The 17,284-nt window shown below is 54.6% G+C and carries 19 protein-coding genes and 1 other annotated feature; of the genes, 9 read left to right on the top strand and 10 right to left on the bottom strand.

What is annotated here, in order from left to right:
* Window positions 1–100: 100 nt before the first annotated feature.
* The 7 genes from F3J28_RS05150 to rnm form a co-directional block, all read right to left on the bottom strand.
* On the bottom strand, window positions 101–766 hold the full coding sequence (locus F3J28_RS05150; RefSeq protein ID WP_166873390.1) for an amino acid ABC transporter permease: 666 nt from the start codon (window positions 764–766) through the stop codon (window positions 101–103).
* Window positions 759–1,490, bottom strand: coding sequence for an amino acid ABC transporter ATP-binding protein (locus F3J28_RS05145; RefSeq protein ID WP_166873387.1), 732 nt, complete (start codon window positions 1,488–1,490; stop codon window positions 759–761). Before F3J28_RS05145 ends, F3J28_RS05150 begins: the two co-directional genes overlap by 8 nt.
* A 14-nt stretch (window positions 1,491–1,504) precedes the next feature.
* Complete coding sequence (locus tag F3J28_RS05140) at window positions 1,505–2,152, bottom strand: amino acid ABC transporter permease (protein ID WP_166873384.1); 648 nt, start codon at window positions 2,150–2,152, stop codon at window positions 1,505–1,507.
* Window positions 2,153–2,155: 3 nt separating this feature from the next.
* Window positions 2,156–2,920, bottom strand: coding sequence for a transporter substrate-binding domain-containing protein (locus F3J28_RS05135; RefSeq protein ID WP_166863552.1), 765 nt, complete (start codon window positions 2,918–2,920; stop codon window positions 2,156–2,158).
* 517 nt (window positions 2,921–3,437) lie between these two features.
* A complete protein-coding gene (locus tag F3J28_RS05130; protein WP_286177941.1) occupies window positions 3,438–4,226 on the bottom strand; it encodes a MerR family transcriptional regulator in 789 nt (262 codons plus the stop codon).
* Window positions 4,227–4,236: 10 nt separating this feature from the next.
* Window positions 4,237–4,857, bottom strand: a complete 621-nt coding sequence (locus tag F3J28_RS05125) for an L-threonylcarbamoyladenylate synthase (protein WP_008461305.1) — start codon at window positions 4,855–4,857, stop codon at window positions 4,237–4,239.
* Window positions 4,854–5,753 (bottom strand): RNase RNM, encoded by a 900-nt coding sequence (gene rnm / locus F3J28_RS05120; protein WP_502706895.1) that lies wholly within the window; start codon window positions 5,751–5,753, stop codon window positions 4,854–4,856. The genes F3J28_RS05125 and rnm overlap by 4 nt, the downstream gene beginning before the upstream one ends.
* A gap of 138 nt (window positions 5,754–5,891) precedes the next feature.
* Window positions 5,892–5,989 (top strand) — a sequence feature (Trp leader region).
* 21 nt (window positions 5,990–6,010) lie between these two features.
* On the opposite strand from rnm, the gene F3J28_RS05115 reads away from it, so the two are divergent.
* The 5 genes from F3J28_RS05115 to trpA are packed head-to-tail and all read left to right on the top strand — an operon-like array spanning window position 6,011 to window position 12,543.
* On the top strand, window positions 6,011–7,573 hold the full coding sequence (locus F3J28_RS05115) for an anthranilate synthase component 1 (RefSeq protein WP_166873378.1): 1,563 nt from the start codon (window positions 6,011–6,013) through the stop codon (window positions 7,571–7,573).
* Window positions 7,573–9,168 (top strand): bifunctional anthranilate synthase glutamate amidotransferase component TrpG/anthranilate phosphoribosyltransferase TrpD, encoded by a 1,596-nt coding sequence (trpD, locus tag F3J28_RS05110; RefSeq protein ID WP_166873375.1) that lies wholly within the window; start codon window positions 7,573–7,575, stop codon window positions 9,166–9,168. The genes F3J28_RS05115 and trpD overlap by 1 nt, the downstream gene beginning before the upstream one ends.
* Before the next feature lie 4 nt (window positions 9,169–9,172).
* Window positions 9,173–10,534 carry a bifunctional indole-3-glycerol-phosphate synthase TrpC/phosphoribosylanthranilate isomerase TrpF gene (gene trpCF / locus F3J28_RS05105; RefSeq protein ID WP_166873372.1) on the top strand — a complete coding sequence of 454 codons (1,362 nt, stop codon included), beginning with the start codon at window positions 9,173–9,175 and terminating at the stop codon, window positions 10,532–10,534.
* A 12-nt stretch (window positions 10,535–10,546) separates the two neighbouring features.
* Window positions 10,547–11,737 carry a tryptophan synthase subunit beta gene (gene trpB, locus F3J28_RS05100; protein WP_008454293.1) on the top strand — a complete coding sequence of 397 codons (1,191 nt, stop codon included), beginning with the start codon at window positions 10,547–10,549 and terminating at the stop codon, window positions 11,735–11,737.
* The gene (gene trpA / locus F3J28_RS05095; RefSeq protein ID WP_166873369.1) at window positions 11,737–12,543 is read left to right on the top strand and encodes a tryptophan synthase subunit alpha; all 807 of its coding nucleotides are present in this window, start codon (window positions 11,737–11,739) and stop codon (window positions 12,541–12,543) included. The genes trpB and trpA overlap by 1 nt, the downstream gene beginning before the upstream one ends.
* A gap of 72 nt (window positions 12,544–12,615) precedes the next feature.
* Here the strand turns inward: trpA and F3J28_RS05090 are convergent, their stop codons facing one another.
* Both F3J28_RS05090 and ompW read right to left on the bottom strand, forming a co-directional pair.
* Complete coding sequence (locus F3J28_RS05090; protein ID WP_166873365.1) at window positions 12,616–13,041, bottom strand: PH domain-containing protein; 426 nt, start codon at window positions 13,039–13,041, stop codon at window positions 12,616–12,618.
* A 128-nt stretch (window positions 13,042–13,169) separates the two neighbouring features.
* Complete coding sequence (gene ompW, locus F3J28_RS05085; RefSeq protein WP_008454288.1) at window positions 13,170–13,802, bottom strand: outer membrane protein OmpW; 633 nt, start codon at window positions 13,800–13,802, stop codon at window positions 13,170–13,172.
* Window positions 13,803–14,087: 285 nt separating this feature from the next.
* Between ompW and F3J28_RS05080 the strand changes: the two genes are divergently transcribed.
* From F3J28_RS05080 to yciA, 4 genes are read left to right on the top strand one after another with little or no spacing between them, the layout of a single operon-like run.
* Window positions 14,088–14,498, top strand: coding sequence for a YkgJ family cysteine cluster protein (locus tag F3J28_RS05080; RefSeq protein WP_166873363.1), 411 nt, complete (start codon window positions 14,088–14,090; stop codon window positions 14,496–14,498).
* A gap of 28 nt (window positions 14,499–14,526) precedes the next feature.
* Window positions 14,527–15,270, top strand: a complete 744-nt coding sequence (locus F3J28_RS05075) for a YciC family protein (protein ID WP_039294109.1) — start codon at window positions 14,527–14,529, stop codon at window positions 15,268–15,270.
* Between the two features lie 59 nt (window positions 15,271–15,329).
* Entirely contained in the window at window positions 15,330–15,866 is a 537-nt protein-coding gene (locus F3J28_RS05070; protein WP_166873360.1) for a septation protein A, read from the top strand.
* A complete protein-coding gene (gene yciA, locus F3J28_RS05065; RefSeq protein WP_008454281.1) occupies window positions 15,866–16,261 on the top strand; it encodes an acyl-CoA thioester hydrolase YciA in 396 nt (131 codons plus the stop codon). Before F3J28_RS05070 ends, yciA begins: the two co-directional genes overlap by 1 nt.
* A 38-nt stretch (window positions 16,262–16,299) precedes the next feature.
* On the opposite strand, the gene F3J28_RS05060 is transcribed toward yciA, so the two are convergent.
* Window positions 16,300–17,226, bottom strand: coding sequence for a LysR family transcriptional regulator (locus F3J28_RS05060; protein ID WP_166873357.1), 927 nt, complete (start codon window positions 17,224–17,226; stop codon window positions 16,300–16,302).
* Window positions 17,227–17,284: the final 58 nt, after the last annotated feature.

Here is a 17,284-nt window from a genome sequence, read left to right as displayed (position 1 = left end):
GTCGATGGAAAGAATATATTTTTCAATTACTTAATTAATTGAAGTGTCAGGCATTATACATGACTTTTGCAACCATGTAACCCGCTAATCACCGTCTGTTTCAGGCCGTTTGCAGGCGCTTTTCCACCCGTTTTGAAAGCATATAAATAACCGTCGCCATGACCACGTAAAAGAGCGCCGTCAGAGAATAGGTTTTAAAAAATTCAAAATTGCCTGCCGCAAGCTCCTGCATACGGGCAAACAGTTCCGGATACTGCACTAAAAAGGCCAGCGAACTGTCTTTCAGATTATAGATGACCTGATTGGTCAGCGCCGGAATTGAGCTCCGTAAAACCTGAGGCAGTATGATCCAGAGGTAGATTTGCGCCGGGCTAAAACCTTGCGCGGCGGCGGCTTCTATCTGCGTTTTGTCCATCCCATTGTAGGCCGTAAGCAGATAAGCGGCATTGTAGGCGGCAATATTCAGCGTAAATCCCAGCAGGGTGACTTCAAATGGCGTCAGCCGGATAGCCAGCTGCGGGAGTCCGTAATAAAGAATATAGATGATGCAGATTAGCGGCGTGCCGATGAAAAAAGATTTGTAGCGCTCAACGAAACGCGCCACCTTTGGGCGGCGGCTAAGGCTAAAGTAAAAAACGACGATACCCAGGAGAAAACCTGTTAGCGACATCGCAACGGTTAATCCTATCGTGGCGCCAATCCCCCGTATGATGAGCGGCCACTGATCTAAAAAATCATGGTAGAAACTGAGCAGATTGCTAGCCATGACTTGTGTTCCCAAAAAATTTTTCCACCTGTGGCAGGCCACATTTCGCCAGATATTCCACCGCCCCCTGAGCCTGAATCACGCCGCCGCTCATAAATATCACGTTCTGACTAATTTGCCCGGCAAAAGCAATATCATGCGTGACGCAAACCGTCGTAACCTTACGGTGTGATAGCCGGTTAATCAGCTGAGCCACCTCCTGACTCATCAGCGGATCCAGCGCGGAGGTAGGCTCATCGAGAATGATAATCTCGGGTTTCATCACCAGGCTTCGTGCCAAAGCTACACGCTGTTTTTGCCCGCCGGAAAGCTGAGCCGGAAACTTTTGCTCATGGGCAGACATATCAAAATAGGCCAGCTCCTCCCGCGCCATCGCATTCGCCTGCGCCCTGCTCTTCCCCTGAAGCTTTCTCAGCGCCAGGGTTAGATTATCGAGCACGCTAAGATGGCGGTATAAAGCAAAGCTCTGAAACACGAAGCCGATTTTGTTGCGCAGTCTCTGAGCGCTCCGCTGATCCTTCAGCAGATTTTCACCCTGGAAACAGATTTCTCCCGCGTCGGGCAGCTCAAGCAGATTAAGGCAGCGAATTAACGTGGTTTTTCCGCAGCCGGATGGGCCCATAATAACCTGAGTGCAACCCGTCTCTATTTCCAGATTGATACCGCTAAGCACAACATTTTCACCGTAGCGCTTACTGAGATTTTTTACCGTTAGTATCGCCATCCCGCCCCCGTAGCTTATTCCACCGCATAGCGGTTCTTAATTTTCGTTAAAACAATCTGAAAAAACTTATAAATGAGGAAGTAAAGCACGCCCGCCAGCATGTAGATGCTCATGCCAAGCATGGTAGATGCGGTCAGTGCTTTTGCCTGCCCGAGGATCTCGGTGACGCCCACGGTGTAGGCAAAGGGCGTGTTTTTCAGGATCGCCGTCAGTTCATTCATCACGCCGGGGACGGAAAAACGCAGCATTTGCGGAAACTCAATGAAGCATAAAATCTGCCAGGCGCTAAAACCGCTGGCGCGTGCAGCCGCCATTTCCTGCTCATCCACCGCTAACAGAGCCCCCCGAAACACTTCGGACAGATAAGCGCCCCCGATTAATCCCAGGCTTAAATTCATTGCCACAAGCGGAGGCACGCTAAAGCCAAACCCGGGCAGGCCGAAATAGATCAGGAAGAGCAGTACCAGGACCGGAATAGCGCGCAGAATAAACACCATCAGATCAAGGATCCGCCCCACGCGACTGCCGGTGAGCCGCCGCAGCGCGGCGACTCCCAGCCCCGAAATAAAAGCCGTTGCAAAACAGGACAGAGTGATAACAAAGGTGTACACCACGCCATGCAGCAGCAGGCCCGTAATATCGAAGAGCTCTTTAGCCAGCATGGGTTATGATTTCAGCCATTTATCCATAATGGCGGCCAGCTTTTTCGGGCCTAATTGTTTCAGATAAGCATTGAAGTCGTCGCGAACCGGAGAGCCCTGCTGGAACGCAAAGCCGAGGTGATCCACCCCTTTGAAAGAGTAACTGATAGCCAGCGGCATTTTTTGATGGAAGCGATAATTGTCGTACACCGGCTCTTCGATAAAGGCCAGATCCAGGTTTCCGTTTTTAAGATCGGTCACCGCTTCGTTGTAGGACGGGTAGAGCTTTACATCGGCAACGTTATAGAAGCCCTTCGGTTCCAGGTCGCTTTTGATCAAATCGGTATACGCCATACCGCGGGGGTAGCCAATACTGTATTTTTTGAGCTGCGCCAGGTCGGTTATTTTCAACTTTTTAGACGCCAGGCTAACAAGGTTGAACGAGTTTTCGTAATAGGAGTCAGAGAAATCCATCACTTTTTTACGCTTATCGGTGATGGAAATGCCGGAGAACGCGACGTCAGCCTGTTTGCTGGCTACGGCACCTAACATGCCGTCCCAGTCATACTCTTTGGTTTCAATTTTGCAGCCGCGGGCCTTGCAATAATCATTGAAAATCTCGAGATCAACGCCCTGTAGCTTCCCGCTCTGGTCTTTAAATAGCATTGGGGGTGAATTAGGTGAAATAGCCACAATCAGCGTTTTACCTTTCACCGGATCGGCGGCGTAAGCCCCTGATGCGGTAATGGCTAATAAAGAGATCAATACCGCTTTTTTGATATTTTTCATATTAATCCTATAGCGTAAAATGAAATGGTTTAAGGTGTATAAATATTCATTTCGGACTTAGCGCTGGCGATGCTACGTAGACGGTAAATTATCGTCAATATGGATAAATTTCTTGCATTACCGCATCTGGCATTATTAAAAACCAAAGAATTGTGGCGAACTGGATTTAAACATTGAAGAAAATAAGAACAACAATATCCAATAAGAAATGAGAGCGTGCTCCTTGCGCAATCCTGCTAAAAGGTTTCAACATCACTTCGAATGTAACTGTTTATTAACCATCTGATTTTACACAGTATTATAAAATGTTAAGCAGAATATTAATAGCGCAGTAAATTAATTATGAAATCGCTCTCATACATAAATATTATTATATTTATTCATGGTTTTTTATTATGCCTTCAGCAGCTAATTAGCTTATCGACATTAAGGTTATCCCATTGTTTTGACTGCTTATGAAACTTCGGCACATAAAAAAGAGGCCAGGGGCCTCTTTTTAGTTATCACCGTCCAGGGATTAATTCGTAGGTACACCAGAAAATGATAACCGGGCGTTTTTTCGCTCTATATTCGCGGGTACTCCAGCAAGGAATACCGGTCGGCCTTCGCTTTGCCAAAGGTCGTATGTCGTTCGCTGACTGGCTGTCAGCGTTTTGTCAGACCAAATCATAATGTGGTCCGCATGAATACGGCTAAGATCCGGGCAGGGAATGCCGCGATCCAGGACCTCAACGCAAAAACCGTCGCTGGCAAAACGGATCCCTTCCAGCCAAAGCTCGACGGGATCTTCAAGCGACAGCGCCAGAATAAACAGACTACCGCCCGGGCGCTTACGCCCGCTGGCCAGGACGAACGTCGCATATTCAATCAGCGCCGTATCAAGTAATGCGCTACTCATCGCCTGTTCCTGCTGTGCATCAGCGTTAAGCCATAGTCTCAGCGGGCGGATAACCTCATCAATAAAAATGGCGGGCGGGACTTCGCGGCCATAGCGCCAGATGAGCCCCCGGAGCTTCGCCGGCTGCATCGCTTCACACTGCGCCAGCAGGGCTTCCTGAACGTCGAGCCATCTGAAAGGCGGAGATATCTCCTCGCCTTTCAGCAGCGCCAGCATATCCGACAGAGCTACCCCTTTCTCAAGCCAGCCAACAATCGCGGCGACCTGCGAACAGTGGGTAAAATCAAAAAAACGGTGCCCGTTCTCATCCACCTGCGGCTTGATCAACCCATAACGCTGCCAGCTACGAATATTGGCGGGCGTCACGCCGCATTGAGAAGCCAGAACATCAATGTTAAATCGGGCCATAGCGATTTCCTTACAGGAAAGGTTTAACGTCCCCGACGCCCTCGCGCATAACAACCGGCGCGTCTTCAGTCAGATCGATAACCGTGGTGGGCTGCTGCCCCAGATAGCCACCGTGGATAACCAGATCCACCACTTTCTCGAGGCGATCTTTGATCTCTTCAGGATCGGACTCGGTAAACTCGCTACCCGGCAGCATCAGCGAAGTCGAGAGCATCGGCTCATTCAGCACTTCAAGCAGCGCCAGCGCAATCGGGTTTGACGGCACGCGCAAACCGATAGTTTTACGTTTTTCCTGCAGCAGGCGGCGGGGAACCTCTTTGGTGCCCTTCAGGATAAAGGTGTAATTCCCCGGCGTGTTGTTTTTAATCAGACGGAATGCCACGTTGTCGACAAAGGCGTATGTCGACAGCTCCGACAGATCCCGACACATCAGGGTAAAGTTGTGGCCATCGGGGAGCTGACGAATACGGCAAATGCGCTCCATGGCGCCCTTATCTTCAATCTTGCAGCCCAGCGCATAGCCGGAATCGGTAGGGTAAACAATGACCCCGCCTTTACGAATAATATCGACGGCCTGATTAATCAGGCGCGGCTGCGGGTTATCCGGGTGGATATAAAAAAACTGACTCATACTGCCCTCTCTTTAGCGATGCGGCTCTGCTCCCAGTGCTGCCAGACGGGCTCAACGCCCGCCGGTAGCCACAGCTTACGGCCCAGTTCAATCCACGCGCAGGGTAGATGAAAATCAGACCCCTGCGACGCCAGCAGATTAAACTGCTTAGCGTAGCTCGCAAGCTGGGTGCGTTCGTTGGGAGCCTGCTGGCACTGCGCAACTTCCATGGCATCGCCACCGTGTTCGGCAAAGTGCGCCAGCAGTCGTTTTAGCCATTTTGCGGTCAGGCCGTAGCGCCCTGGATGCGCCAGCACCGCCTGCCCGCCAGAATGATGAATTACATCAATAGCTTGTTCTATTGTACACCACTGGGGCGGAACGTATCCGTTTTTCCCCTTAGCCAGATACTTTTTGAAAACATCGCCCATATTGCTGGCTTTGCCCTGCTCGACCAGAAAACGAGCGAAATGCCCGCGGGTAATTGCCCCGCTGCCTGCGTGACGCATTGCCCCTTCCAGCGCTCCGGGAATACACGCTTTATCCAGACGTTCGGCAATCATTACGGCGCGCTGGCTGCGGCGTTCACTTTGCTGTTCAAGAAAAAGCTTCAGCGCCGGGTGCTGTTCATCAATACCCAGGCCAACGATATGGATTTCGTGATTTTCCCAGACGGTGGAGATTTCAACGCCGCTAATTAACTGTAGCGGTAAATTCAGGCGCTGCATTTCAGCCCTTGCGGCAGGCAGACCAGCCACGGTGTCATGATCGGTAATGGCAAGTACCGTGACGCGCATATCTACGGCGCGATTAACCAAAGCTTCAGGAGACAACAGGCCGTCCGAGGCGGTAGTGTGGCTGTGTAAATCGTGGATCGTGGCCAAGGTGGGCTCGCTCAAAATGGCTCCAGAATGGATAAACAGAAATTTAGCGGCCCATGATAACGATAATCGGCTATTTTAAAAAATCAGTATTGACAATATAGCCGCGAACCAGTTTACTAGTACGCAAGTTCACATGACGAGGTATCTGAAATGAAAGCGATGAATTCCCTGCACGGTTGGTGGCGTACTCCCTGAACTCGGGCGGTGCGATCGCGTACGCTGTTTAACAGCACAGATACCAGGCCCGCCAACGATGCGGGCTTTTTTTTGAACAAAATTTGAGAACTAAAATGCAAACACAAAAACCGGCACTTGAACTCCTGAGCAGCGAAGCTGCCTACCGTGAAAACCCAACGGCCCTTTTCCACCAGCTGTGCGGCGCGCGCCCTGCGACGCTGCTGCTGGAATCCGCAGACATCGACAGCAAAGACGACTTAAAAAGCCTGCTGCTGGTCGATAGCGCCATGCGCATTACGGCCTTAGGTGACACCGTCACCTTACAGGCCTTGTCTGCTAACGGCGCTTCCCTGCTGCCTCTGCTGGATGCCGCCCTGCCGGCTGGTGTCGAAAACGAGCACTTCCCGGATGGCCGCACCCTTCGCTTCCCAACGGTCAGCACGTTATTAGATGAAGACGCGCGCCTGTGCTCGCTGTCGGTCTTTGACGCATTCCGCATTATGCAGGAACTGGTGAGCGTGCCCGCGGATGAACGCCATGCGATGTTCTTCGGCGGTCTGTTTGCCTACGACCTGGTGGCCGGTTTTGAGGACCTGCCGCAGCTTAAACAGCACAACCGCTGCCCGGACTACTGCTTCTACCTGGCCGAAACCTTATTGACCATCGATCACCAGAAAAAACAAACCCGCATTCAGGCCAGCCTCTTTACGCCTTCCGTGAGCGAAAAACAGCGCCTGCAGAAACGCACCGAACAGCTGCGCCAGCAAATCAGTGAAGAGCCCGCTGCCCTGCCGGTGCAGAAAGTTGAGCACATGAGCTGCGATGTCAATCAGACAGACGAAGAGTTCGGGGCGGTTGTTCGCCAGATGCAAAAAGCCATTCGCATCGGTGAAATTTTCCAGGTTGTGCCGTCCCGCCGCTTCTCGCTGCCTTGCCCGTCACCGCTGGCGGCTTATCAGACGCTGAAGAAGAGCAACCCAAGCCCGTACATGTTCTTTATGCAGGACAACGATTTCACACTGTTCGGCGCCTCCCCGGAAAGCTCGCTCAAATATGATGCCACCAACCGACAGATTGAGATCTACCCGATTGCCGGCACCCGCCCTCGTGGCCGCCGCGCCGACGGATCGCTGGATCGAGACCTGGACAGCCGCATCGAGCTGGAAATGCGTACCGACCATAAAGAACTCTCAGAACACCTGATGCTGGTTGACCTGGCGCGGAACGATCTCGCCCGCATTTGTACGCCGGGCAGCCGCTACGTGGCGGATTTAACCAAAGTCGACCGCTACTCCTTCGTGATGCATCTGGTTTCCCGCGTTGTCGGCGAGCTGCGTCACGACCTGGACGTGCTGCACGCCTACCGCGCCTGTATGAATATGGGCACCCTGAGCGGCGCGCCGAAAGTGCGTGCGATGCAGCTGATTGCCGGGGCCGAAGGCGTTCGTCGCGGCAGCTACGGCGGCGCGGTGGGTTACTTCACCGCCCACGGCGACCTCGATACCTGCATCGTCATCCGCTCAGCCTACGTCGAAGACGGCATTGCCACCGTGCAGGCCGGCGCTGGCGTTGTCCTTGATTCAGACCCGCAGTCCGAAGCCGACGAAACCCGCAACAAAGCCCGCGCTGTTTTGCGCGCCATTGCTACCGCGCATCACGCCCAGGAGATTTTCTAATGGCTGACATTCTGCTGCTCGATAATATCGACTCATTCACCTATAACCTGGCGGACCAGCTGCGCGCGAACGGCCACAACGTGGTGATTTACCGTAACCACGTCCCGGCACAAACGCTGATCGAACGCCTGGCCACCATGGACAACCCGGTGCTGATGCTGTCCCCTGGGCCAGGCGCCCCAAGCGAAGCGGGCTGCATGCCGGAATTACTGACACGAATGCGCGGTAAACTGCCGATTATTGGCATTTGCCTCGGCCACCAGGCCATTGTGGAGGCTTACGGCGGCTACGTCGGCCAGGCGGGCGAAATCCTGCACGGCAAAGCCTCCTCTATTTCCCATGACGGTGAAGCAATGTTTGCCGGGCTGCCTAACCCGCTGCCGGTGGCGCGCTATCACTCCCTGGTGGGCAGCAACATCCCTGCCGGCCTGACCATCAACGCGCATTTCGACGGCATGGTGATGGCGGTTCGCCACGAGGCTGACCGGGTTGTGGGCTTCCAGTTCCACCCGGAATCCATTCTCACCAGCCACGGCGCCCGCCTGCTGGAGCAGACCCTCGACTGGGCGCTGCAGAAGCTGAAGCAGGCCAATACGCTGCAGCCGATCCTCGACAAGCTTTATCAGGCGCAAACCCTGAGCCGCGAAGAGAGCCACCAGCTGTTTTCCGCCATCGTTCGCGGTGAGCTGAAGCCAGAACAGCTGGCGGCCGCGCTGGTCAGCATGAAGGTGCGCGGTGAACACCCGAACGAAATAGCCGGGGCTGCATCCGCCCTGCTTGAGCACGCCGCGCCGTTCCCAAGCCCGAGCTACGAGTTTGCCGATATCGTCGGCACCGGCGGCGATGGCAGCAACAGCATTAACATCTCCACCGCCAGCGCCTTTGTCGCCGCCGCGGTCGGGCTAAAGGTCGCCAAACACGGCAACCGCAGCGTTTCCAGCCGTTCGGGCTCCTCCGATCTGCTGGCAGCGTTTGGCATCAACCTGGAAATGAACGCGGATGCTTCCCGTAAAGCGCTGGACGAGCTGGGCGTTTGCTTCCTGTTTGCGCCTAAGTACCATACCGGTTTCCGCCATGCGATGCCGGTTCGCCAGCAGTTGAAAACGCGTACCCTGTTCAACGTTTTAGGGCCGCTGATTAACCCGGCGCATCCGCCGCTGGCGCTGATCGGCGTCTACAGCCCGGAACTGGTGCTGCCGATTGCTGAAACCCTGCGCGTACTCGGCTATAAACGCGCAGCTGTAGTTCACAGCGGCGGCATGGATGAAGTGTCGCTCCATGCGCCGACGCTGGTTGCTGAGTTAAATAACGGCGAAATCAAAAGCTACCAGCTGACTGCGGCCGATTTCGACCTTCCGGCCTATCACCAGGAAGCGCTGGCGGGCGGCACGCCGGAAGAAAACCGTGACATTCTGACTCGCCTGCTACAAGGTAAAGGTGAGACCGCGCACGAGTCTGCCGTCGCGGCTAACGTCGCGATGCTGATGCGATTGCACGGTCATGAAGACTTGAAGGCTAACGCCAAAAAAGTGCTGGATGTATTGCGCAGCGGGGCCGCATATGACCGCGTCACCGCGCTCGCAGGGAGAGGATAAGGGAATGCAGGAGACCGTTTTAAACCGCATCGTGGCTGATAAGGCGCTGTGGGTCGAAGCCCGCAAACAGCAGCAGCCGCTGGCGAGCTTTCAGAATGATATTGTGCCAGCCACGCGGAACTTCTACCACGCGCTGCAGGGTGCCCGCACCGTTTTCATTCTTGAGTGCAAAAAGGCATCCCCGTCTAAAGGGACGATCCGCGATGACTTCGACCCGGCACGTATCGCCAGTGTTTATAAGCATTATGCGTCTGCCGTGTCGGTGCTGACCGACGAGAAATACTTCCAGGGCAGCTTCGATTTTCTGCCGATCGTCAGCGGGATTGTCAGCCAGCCGGTGCTTTGCAAAGACTTTATTATCGACGCCTACCAGATTCATCTGGCGCGCTTTTACCAGGCGGACGCCTGCCTGCTGATGCTCTCGGTGCTGGACGATGAACAGTATCGCCAGCTGGCCGCCGTGGCCCACAGCCTGAACATGGGCGTGCTGACCGAAGTTAGCAACGAAGAAGAGCTGGAGCGCGCCATCGCGCTCGGGGCCAAAGTGGTCGGTATCAACAACCGCGACCTGCGCGATCTGTCCATTGACCTGGACCGCACTCGCCAGTTAGCGCCTCGTCTGACCCACGGCGTGACGGTGATCAGCGAATCGGGCATCAATAATTACGCCCAGGTTCGTGAACTCAGCCACTTCGCCAACGGGTTCCTGATTGGCTCGGCGTTGATGAGCGAGGATGACCTGAACGCCGCGGTACGCCGCGTGTTGCTGGGTGAAAACAAAGTTTGCGGCCTGACCCGAGGGGAAGATGCTCGTGCGGCGCAGGAAGCCGGGGCTATTTACGGTGGCCTGATCTTCGTCCCGACTTCGCCGCGTTTTGTCAGCGATGAGAAAGCCGCCGCAGTCATTGCCTCCGCCCCGCTTCGCTACGTGGGCGTATTCAGAAATACGCCGGTAACAGAAGTTGTGCAGAAAGTAGAAACGTTCTCACTGAGCGCAGTTCAGCTTCACGGCGCTGAAACCCAGGCATACATTACTGAGCTGCGAGCGCTGCTGCCGGAGAAAACACAAATCTGGAAAGCGTTGAGCGTAGGAGACACGCTTCCTGAGCGGAATCTTCAGCACGTCGATAAATACGTGTTCGATAACGGCCAGGGCGGCACCGGGCAAAGCTTTGACTGGCGACTGTTAGCCGGACAAAAGCTGGACAACGTGATTCTGGCGGGCGGCCTCGGAGCGGATAACTGCGTTGAAGCGGCTAAAGCCGGCTGCGCGGGACTGGATTTCAACTCTGGCGTGGAAAGCGCGCCGGGAATAAAAGATGCTAACAAGCTGGCTGCGGTCTTCCGGACCCTGCGGGCTTACTAAGGAAGAGATACCATGACTTTACTGAACCCTTATTTTGGTGAATTTGGCGGGATGTACGTGCCGCAGATCCTGATGCCTGCTTTGCGCCAGCTCGAAGAAGCTTTCGTGGCGGCGCAAAGCGATGCTGAGTTCCAGGCGGAGTTTACCGATCTGCTGAAGAACTACGCGGGCCGTCCAACGGCGCTGACCAAATGCAAAAACCTTACGGCTGGTACCAACACCACGCTGTACCTCAAACGTGAAGATCTGCTTCACGGCGGCGCGCACAAAACTAACCAGGTGCTGGGCCAGGCGCTGCTTGCCAAACGCATGGGCAAAACCGAAATCATCGCCGAAACCGGCGCGGGTCAGCACGGCGTAGCTTCTGCCCTCGCCAGCGCCCTGCTCGGCCTGAAATGCCGTATTTATATGGGAGCCAAAGACGTCGAGCGCCAGTCGCCAAACGTCTTCCGTATGCGCCTGATGGGGGCCGAAGTCATTCCGGTGCACAGCGGCTCATCCACCCTGAAAGATGCCTGTAATGAGGCGCTGCGCGACTGGTCTGCAAGCTATGAAACCGCGCACTACATGCTCGGCACCGCCGCAGGTCCGCACCCGTTCCCGACCATCGTGCGTGAATTCCAGCGCATGATCGGCGAAGAAACCAAAGCGCAGATTCTGGAAAAAGAAGGTCGCCTGCCTGACGCGGTAATCGCCTGCGTGGGCGGCGGTTCTAACGCCATCGGCATGTTTGCCGACTTTATCGACGAAACCAGCGTGGGCCTGATTGGCGTTGAGCCAGCCGGGCACGGAATCGAAACCGGCGAACACGGGGCGCCGCTGAAACATGGCCGCGTGGGGATCTATTTCGGCATGAAGTCGCCGATGATGCAAACCGACGAAGGGCAAATTGAAGAGTCGTACTCTATTTCTGCCGGGCTGGACTTCCCGTCCGTGGGGCCGCAGCACGCGTACCTGAACAGCACTGGCCGCGCCGATTACGTCTCTATTACCGATGACGAAGCGCTGGATGCCTTTAAGGCACTGTGCCGCAGCGAAGGGATTATTCCCGCGCTGGAGTCCTCCCACGCCCTCGCCCATGCCTTAAAAATGATGCGCGAGAACCCTGAAAAAGAGCAGCTGTTGGTAGTGAACCTCTCTGGCCGCGGCGACAAAGACATCTTCACCGTCCACGATATTCTGAAAGCACGAGGGGAAATGTAATGGAACGTTATCATCATCTGTTTGAACAGCTGCAGGCCCGCAAGGAAGGCGCATTCGTTCCCTTCGTGACGCTGGGCGACCCAAACCCTGAGCTTTCGCTGAAAATTATTGATGCACTGATTGAAGGCGGCGCGGACGCGCTCGAGCTGGGCATTCCGTTCTCCGATCCGCTGGCGGATGGTCCAACCATCCAGGGCGCGGCGCTGCGGGCTTTCGCCTCTGACGTGACGCCAACCCAGTGCTTTGAAATGCTGGCGACGATCCGCCAAAAATACCCGGAGATCCCGATTGGTCTGCTGATGTATGCCAACCTGGTCTTTAACCGTGGCATCGACGAATTTTATGCGCTGTGCGCCAAAGTGGGCGTGGATTCCGTGTTGGTTGCCGACGTGCCGGTGGAAGAGTCCGCTGAATTCCGCCATGCCGCAATGCGCCACAACGTCGCGCCTATTTTCATCTGCCCGCCAAACGCCGACGAAACGCTGCTGCGCGAAATTTCGGCTCATGGCCGGGGTTACACCTACCTGCTTTCCCGTGCAGGCGTTACCGGCACCGAAACGCGCGCTCAGCTTCCGCTGCATCATTTAATTGAGAAACTGGGTGAATATCAGGCCGCGCCGCCTCTGCAAGGCTTTGGTATTTCCGAACCGTCTCAGGTACGCGATGCCATTGCCGCCGGTGCTGCAGGCGCGATTTCAGGCTCTGCGGTGGTGAAAATCATCGAAAAAAACCTGACACAGCCTGAAGTAATGCTCAGCGAACTGAAACAGTTCGTGCAGAACATGAAAGCCGCCACGCGGGGTTAAGGTAAACAAAAACGGCGGCCGACCGGTTTAGTCCCCCGATCTGCCGCCGTATTAACAGAAATTGTGGTTATGTTAACTGGCTGCTTTATTTTCCAGCTCTTCCTGATATTCAAAAAAGCGCTGTCTGAATCTCATTGGATCTTTAATAAAACGAATCGGCGCGTGACCAGCCCCGGAATCACTGATCACCAGAGAACCATAACCCAGCATGCGACCAATAATCCCTTGTCGAACCTGAAGGCTGGATATTTTCTTAATCGGGATTTCAACGGTATCACGTTTAATTAAGCCCGATTTAGCGATCAGTCGCTTATTAGTAATAGCCGCTTCATTGGAGCGTACAACAAAATACCCCAATGGAATCAGGATAAAACCAACGATGGTCATGAACCCTAAAATTAGCCCCCAAAGGATCCAGGGCAGCCATGCCCACAGAGTCACCTGCCCACGATATAAAACTTCTTCATTGCCAATTAAGTTGGAGTCGATATATGCCATTTTTCTACCCATTAAAAGAAGACGGAGAATAATAGCATCTCATTTCAGAATATGACTAATTGAAATTTAATGTACGCACTCAAAGAAACTGGCTATTAAACAGCCAGTTTCTTCCGATGAAGAGAGGCTTAAAAACGGTAACCCGCAGAGAACATAAACACCCACGGGTCGATACGCGTCTTGATGCTCTGCTGATCTTCCCCGGCTTTAAATTTCACCGTGGTGTCGATGTCCATATACCAGACGGACATGTTCAGCAGCCAGTCTTCGTTCACCAGATAATCCAGCCCGACCTGACCCGCAGCGCCCCACGAATCTTTCACTTTCAGATCGCTCAGGCCCGCGCTTTTGCCGGTGTCGTTGAAGCTTGCATCAAAGAAAGTGGTGTAGTTTACCCCGACGCCCACGTAAGGCCGCACTTTGCTGCCCGCATCGCCAAAGTACCACTGCGCCATCAGCGTAGGCGGCAGCTGGTGCACGGTGGCAAGGTCACCGGTTGGCCCTAGCCCGACCTTGTGACGGAACGGCGTCGCCGCCAGCAGCTCAATCCCGATGTTATCGGTGACCATATAGTCGAAGGTCAGCCCCAGCTGCGTATTGTTATCAACTTTAAAGCCGCCCATTTTGAGCACGTCATCCGAGCCAGCGGTGGGTCGAACCGTCGCGGTACCCGCGCGCATAAAGAATTCCCCCGCCTGATGCGCCGACGCCGCACCGGACAAACATCCCATCGCCAGTAATGCCAGTGTGAGTTTTTTCATAGCCCTTCCCTTGTTATGGTTTTTAACAGCGGGCTGAATATACTCAGAAAGAAGTACAAAGTGATCTAACACCGATCACACTTTATCCTCTAATTTAACATTCAATGATCTGGATTAATTTTTGGTAGCGCAGTTAAAAACAACAAACCGAAACCAGATCAACTTTGTGAATAATCACATCCTGAAAATTCTTCCTCATCCGCCTCTTGCAAAAAGCCCTGCCCTGGCTAATTTGGGTGTTCTCCTCAACCGTTGAAACGTGAAATCAGAAGTTGCAGGTGCAAGATGAGCGATAACCCTTGTATGACTTGTGGTGCATGTTGTGCTTACTTTCGTGTCTCTTTCTACTGGGCTGAAGCCGACGACGCCGGCGGCCTGGTCCCTTCGCATTTAACCGAGCCGGTGACCCCTTTTCTGCGCTGTATGAGCGGCACTAACCAGCGCAACAGCCGCTGCGTGGCGCTGGAGGGCGAGCCAGGTCAGCGGGTCAGCTGCGGCATTTATGAGAATCGTCCTTCGCCGTGCCGCGAGTTTGCGATGTCCGGGGAGGACGGCGTCACCAACGATGCCTGCAACCGGGCACGAGCCCGCTACGGCCTGGTGCCCCTGTACGGAACTGACGCTATTCAACCGCTTATAGAAAGTCTTTGTGGTGCCACGGCAGCCTCATCCAGGGTACAATTGCCCCCAGATTGATAACCGCTAGCAACATCAAGGAGAGTGCATGTCTATCACGGCAGGTTCCGTATACCGTGACACGGGGAATTTTTTGCGTAATCAGTTTGTTACCATATTGCTGATTGCGTTACTTTGCGCCTTAATTTCGGTGATTATTGGCCGTGCGTTCTCGCCCAGCGAAGAACAAATGGCGATTCTGAGTGAGGGAGATAACCTGGCGGGCAGCGTCGGGCTGTTTGATTTAGTGCAGAATATGTCGCTGGAACAGCAGCAAGTGTTACTGAAAGCGTCTGCGGCCTCCACGTTTTCGGGCCTGATTGGCAACGCTATTCTGGCGGCCAGCATGATGGTGCTGATGCAAATCGTTTCTGCAGGCCAGCGCGTAAGCGCCCTGCGCGCGATTGGTGCCTCTGCGCCCGTGCTGCCCAAAATGTTCATTCTGATCTTCCTGACCACGCTGCTGGTGCAAATCGGGATCATGCTTGTGGTTGTGCCCGGCGTGCTGCTGGCTATCCTGCTTTCGCTTGCGCCAGTGATGCTGGTACAGGATAAAATCGGGATTTTCCGCTCTATGCGCAGCAGCCTGCGCCTTGTGTGGGCGAACATGCGCCTTGTTGCCCCTGCGGTCGTCGCCTGGCTGGCGGCCAAAACAGCGTTACTGCTGCTGGCATCCAGCTTTGCCGCGCTGTCGCCGGAAGCCGGGGCCGTGATTGCGAATACCATAAGCAACCTGATTTCAGCCGTGCTGCTGATCTACTTATTCCGCCTGTACATGTTGATACGTCAATAACCTTCCCCGACTCCTGACCGCGCGTTATAGTCAGGAGTCACCTCTTTACGGAACAGATTATGAAGCAGTTTCTCGACTTCCTGCCCCTGATTGTCTTCTTTGCTTTTTATAAGATGTACGACATTTTTGTCGGCACCTGGGCGCTGATCATCGCCACCGCCCTCGCCCTGGTTTACAGCTGGGTGAAGTACCGCAAGGTGGAAAAGACCACGCTGGTCACCTTCGTGATGGTTGCCGTGTTTGGCGGCCTGACCATTTACTTCCACAATGCCGAATTCATTAAGTGGAAAGTCACGCTGATTTACGGCCTGTTCGCCGCGGCGCTGCTGGTGATGCAGTTCGGCATGAACAAGCTGCTGATTCAGAGCATGCTGGGTAAAGAAATCACTTTGCCAACCGAGGTGTGGACTCGCCTGAATATCGCCTGGGCGCTGTTCTTCATCGCCTGTGGTTTATTGAATATTTACGTGGCGTTCTGGCTCCCGGAAAGCATCTGGATTAACTTTAAAGTGTTCGGGCTGACCGCCATCACGCTGGTCTTTACCCTGCTGAGCGGCGTCTACATCTACCGTCATATGCCAAAGGAAGAGCAGTAATGCCGAACGAATTACCGCAAGGTGAATTAGTGCTGCGCACCCTGGCGATGCCAGCGGACACCAACGCCAACGGCGATATTTTTGGCGGCTGGCTGATGTCGCAGATGGACATGGGCGGCGCCATTCAGGCCAAAGAAATTGCTCATGGCCGCGTCGTGACCGTGCGTGTGGACGGCATGACCTTCCTGAAACCGGTGGCGGTGGGCGATGTAGTGTGCTGCTACGCCCGCTGCGTTAAGCGCGGGACAACGTCCATCACCATCAATGTGGAAGTCTGGGTGAAAAAGGTCTCTTCTGAGCCTATCGGCCAGCGCTATAAAGCCACCGAGGCGATTTTCATCTACGTAGCCGTGGATAAAGAAGGCAAGCCTCGCGCGATACCTCAAGCCGAGTGACTATCCTGCCCGGTTACGCCGGGCAGTTTATTTTCCCCTCACGCGACCGGCCGGTTTTCCCCCATTTCCTGCAGAAGATAATCAATAAACAGGCGCGTTTTGGCCGGAATCAATCGACCCGGCGGCATAATGCCGTAGACGCCGCCCCGATCCTGGCCTTTCCAGGCCGGCAACACCCGAACCAGTTGCCCACAAGCAAGCTCGGTCGTGATAAGCCAGTCGGGCACCAGGGCAATCCCCACCCCATCCACCGCCGCCTGCAGCAGGGCTTCTGAATTGTCCGTCTGCAGCGGGCCCTTAATTCGCACGGTGGCTTTGCTGTCGCCGTTCACCAGAATCCAGTCTGGCCAGCTGGCATGACTCACCAGTCCCAGGCAATGATGCTCGCTGAGGTCCGCGGGGGAAGCGATCTCGCGCTGTGCCAGCCAGGCCGGGGAAGCGACAAGCTGGTATTCAAACTGCCCCAGCGTGCGGGCAATCAACGCGCTGTCGGTCAGACGCCCGACGCGGATGGCCACATCGTAGCCCTCGGCCACCAGATCCACCAGCCTGTCGGTAAACCTGACGTCCAGGTGAATGCCGGGATACTCGGCTAAAAAGGCCGACAGTTTGGGGGTAATCCAGCGTCGGCCAAAGGTCAGCGGCAGAGAAATTTTAAGGTTTCCAACCGGGGCAGCCGTGAATTCACTGACTTCCAGCTGAGCATTGCGTAACTCATCCAGGATGCCCCGCACGCGGCGGTAAAAAAGCTCCCCGGCCTCGGTCAGCACAACATGACGCGTGGAACGAGCCAGCAGCCGGGTACCCAACCGTGATTCAAGGTGCTGAATTCTTCTGGATATCACGGTAGCGTTACGGTCCAGCACGCGCGCGGCTCCGGCAAAACCGTTGTTTTCCACCACCGCGGCAAAGGCGGCCAGCTCGTCAATTTTAAGATGCTCGCTGAATTCATGCATATTTTGCATTAAACAAATGCTCCAGTGATGGATTATCTACATTTATGCAGATGATACAGTGCTCGCG

The organism is Enterobacter sp. Ap-1006 (genome assembly GCF_011752835.1).
Classification (GTDB): Bacteria; Pseudomonadota; Gammaproteobacteria; order Enterobacterales; family Enterobacteriaceae; genus Cedecea.
Note: the sequence above shows the minus strand (reverse complement) of the source record. Positions and strands in the feature narration are given on the sequence as shown.

What these genes read in the sequence shown, in the direction of transcription:
- F3J28_RS05150 (WP_166873390.1), bottom strand. Translation starts at nt 766, where the DNA reads ATGGCTAGCAATCTGCTCAGTTTCTACCATGATTTTTTAGATCAGTGG.
- F3J28_RS05145 (WP_166873387.1), bottom strand. Translation starts at nt 1,490, where the DNA reads ATGGCGATACTAACGGTAAAAAATCTCAGTAAGCGCTACGGTGAAAAT.
- F3J28_RS05140 (WP_166873384.1), bottom strand. Translation starts at nt 2,152, where the DNA reads ATGCTGGCTAAAGAGCTCTTCGATATTACGGGCCTGCTGCTGCATGGC.
- F3J28_RS05135 (WP_166863552.1), bottom strand. Translation starts at nt 2,920, where the DNA reads ATGAAAAATATCAAAAAAGCGGTATTGATCTCTTTATTAGCCATTACC.
- F3J28_RS05130 (WP_286177941.1), bottom strand. Translation starts at nt 4,226, where the DNA reads ATGGCCCGATTTAACATTGATGTTCTGGCTTCTCAATGCGGCGTGACG.
- F3J28_RS05125 (WP_008461305.1), bottom strand. Translation starts at nt 4,857, where the DNA reads ATGAGTCAGTTTTTTTATATCCACCCGGATAACCCGCAGCCGCGCCTG.
- F3J28_RS05115 (WP_166873378.1), top strand. Translation starts at nt 6,011, where the DNA reads ATGCAAACACAAAAACCGGCACTTGAACTCCTGAGCAGCGAAGCTGCC.
- trpD (WP_166873375.1), top strand. Translation starts at nt 7,573, where the DNA reads ATGGCTGACATTCTGCTGCTCGATAATATCGACTCATTCACCTATAAC.
- trpCF (WP_166873372.1), top strand. Translation starts at nt 9,173, where the DNA reads ATGCAGGAGACCGTTTTAAACCGCATCGTGGCTGATAAGGCGCTGTGG.
- trpB (WP_008454293.1), top strand. Translation starts at nt 10,547, where the DNA reads ATGACTTTACTGAACCCTTATTTTGGTGAATTTGGCGGGATGTACGTG.
- trpA (WP_166873369.1), top strand. Translation starts at nt 11,737, where the DNA reads ATGGAACGTTATCATCATCTGTTTGAACAGCTGCAGGCCCGCAAGGAA.
- F3J28_RS05090 (WP_166873365.1), bottom strand. Translation starts at nt 13,041, where the DNA reads ATGGCATATATCGACTCCAACTTAATTGGCAATGAAGAAGTTTTATAT.
- ompW (WP_008454288.1), bottom strand. Translation starts at nt 13,802, where the DNA reads ATGAAAAAACTCACACTGGCATTACTGGCGATGGGATGTTTGTCCGGT.
- F3J28_RS05080 (WP_166873363.1), top strand. Translation starts at nt 14,088, where the DNA reads ATGAGCGATAACCCTTGTATGACTTGTGGTGCATGTTGTGCTTACTTT.
- F3J28_RS05075 (WP_039294109.1), top strand. Translation starts at nt 14,527, where the DNA reads ATGTCTATCACGGCAGGTTCCGTATACCGTGACACGGGGAATTTTTTG.
- F3J28_RS05070 (WP_166873360.1), top strand. Translation starts at nt 15,330, where the DNA reads ATGAAGCAGTTTCTCGACTTCCTGCCCCTGATTGTCTTCTTTGCTTTT.
- yciA (WP_008454281.1), top strand. Translation starts at nt 15,866, where the DNA reads ATGCCGAACGAATTACCGCAAGGTGAATTAGTGCTGCGCACCCTGGCG.
- F3J28_RS05060 (WP_166873357.1), bottom strand. Translation starts at nt 17,226, where the DNA reads ATGCAAAATATGCATGAATTCAGCGAGCATCTTAAAATTGACGAGCTG.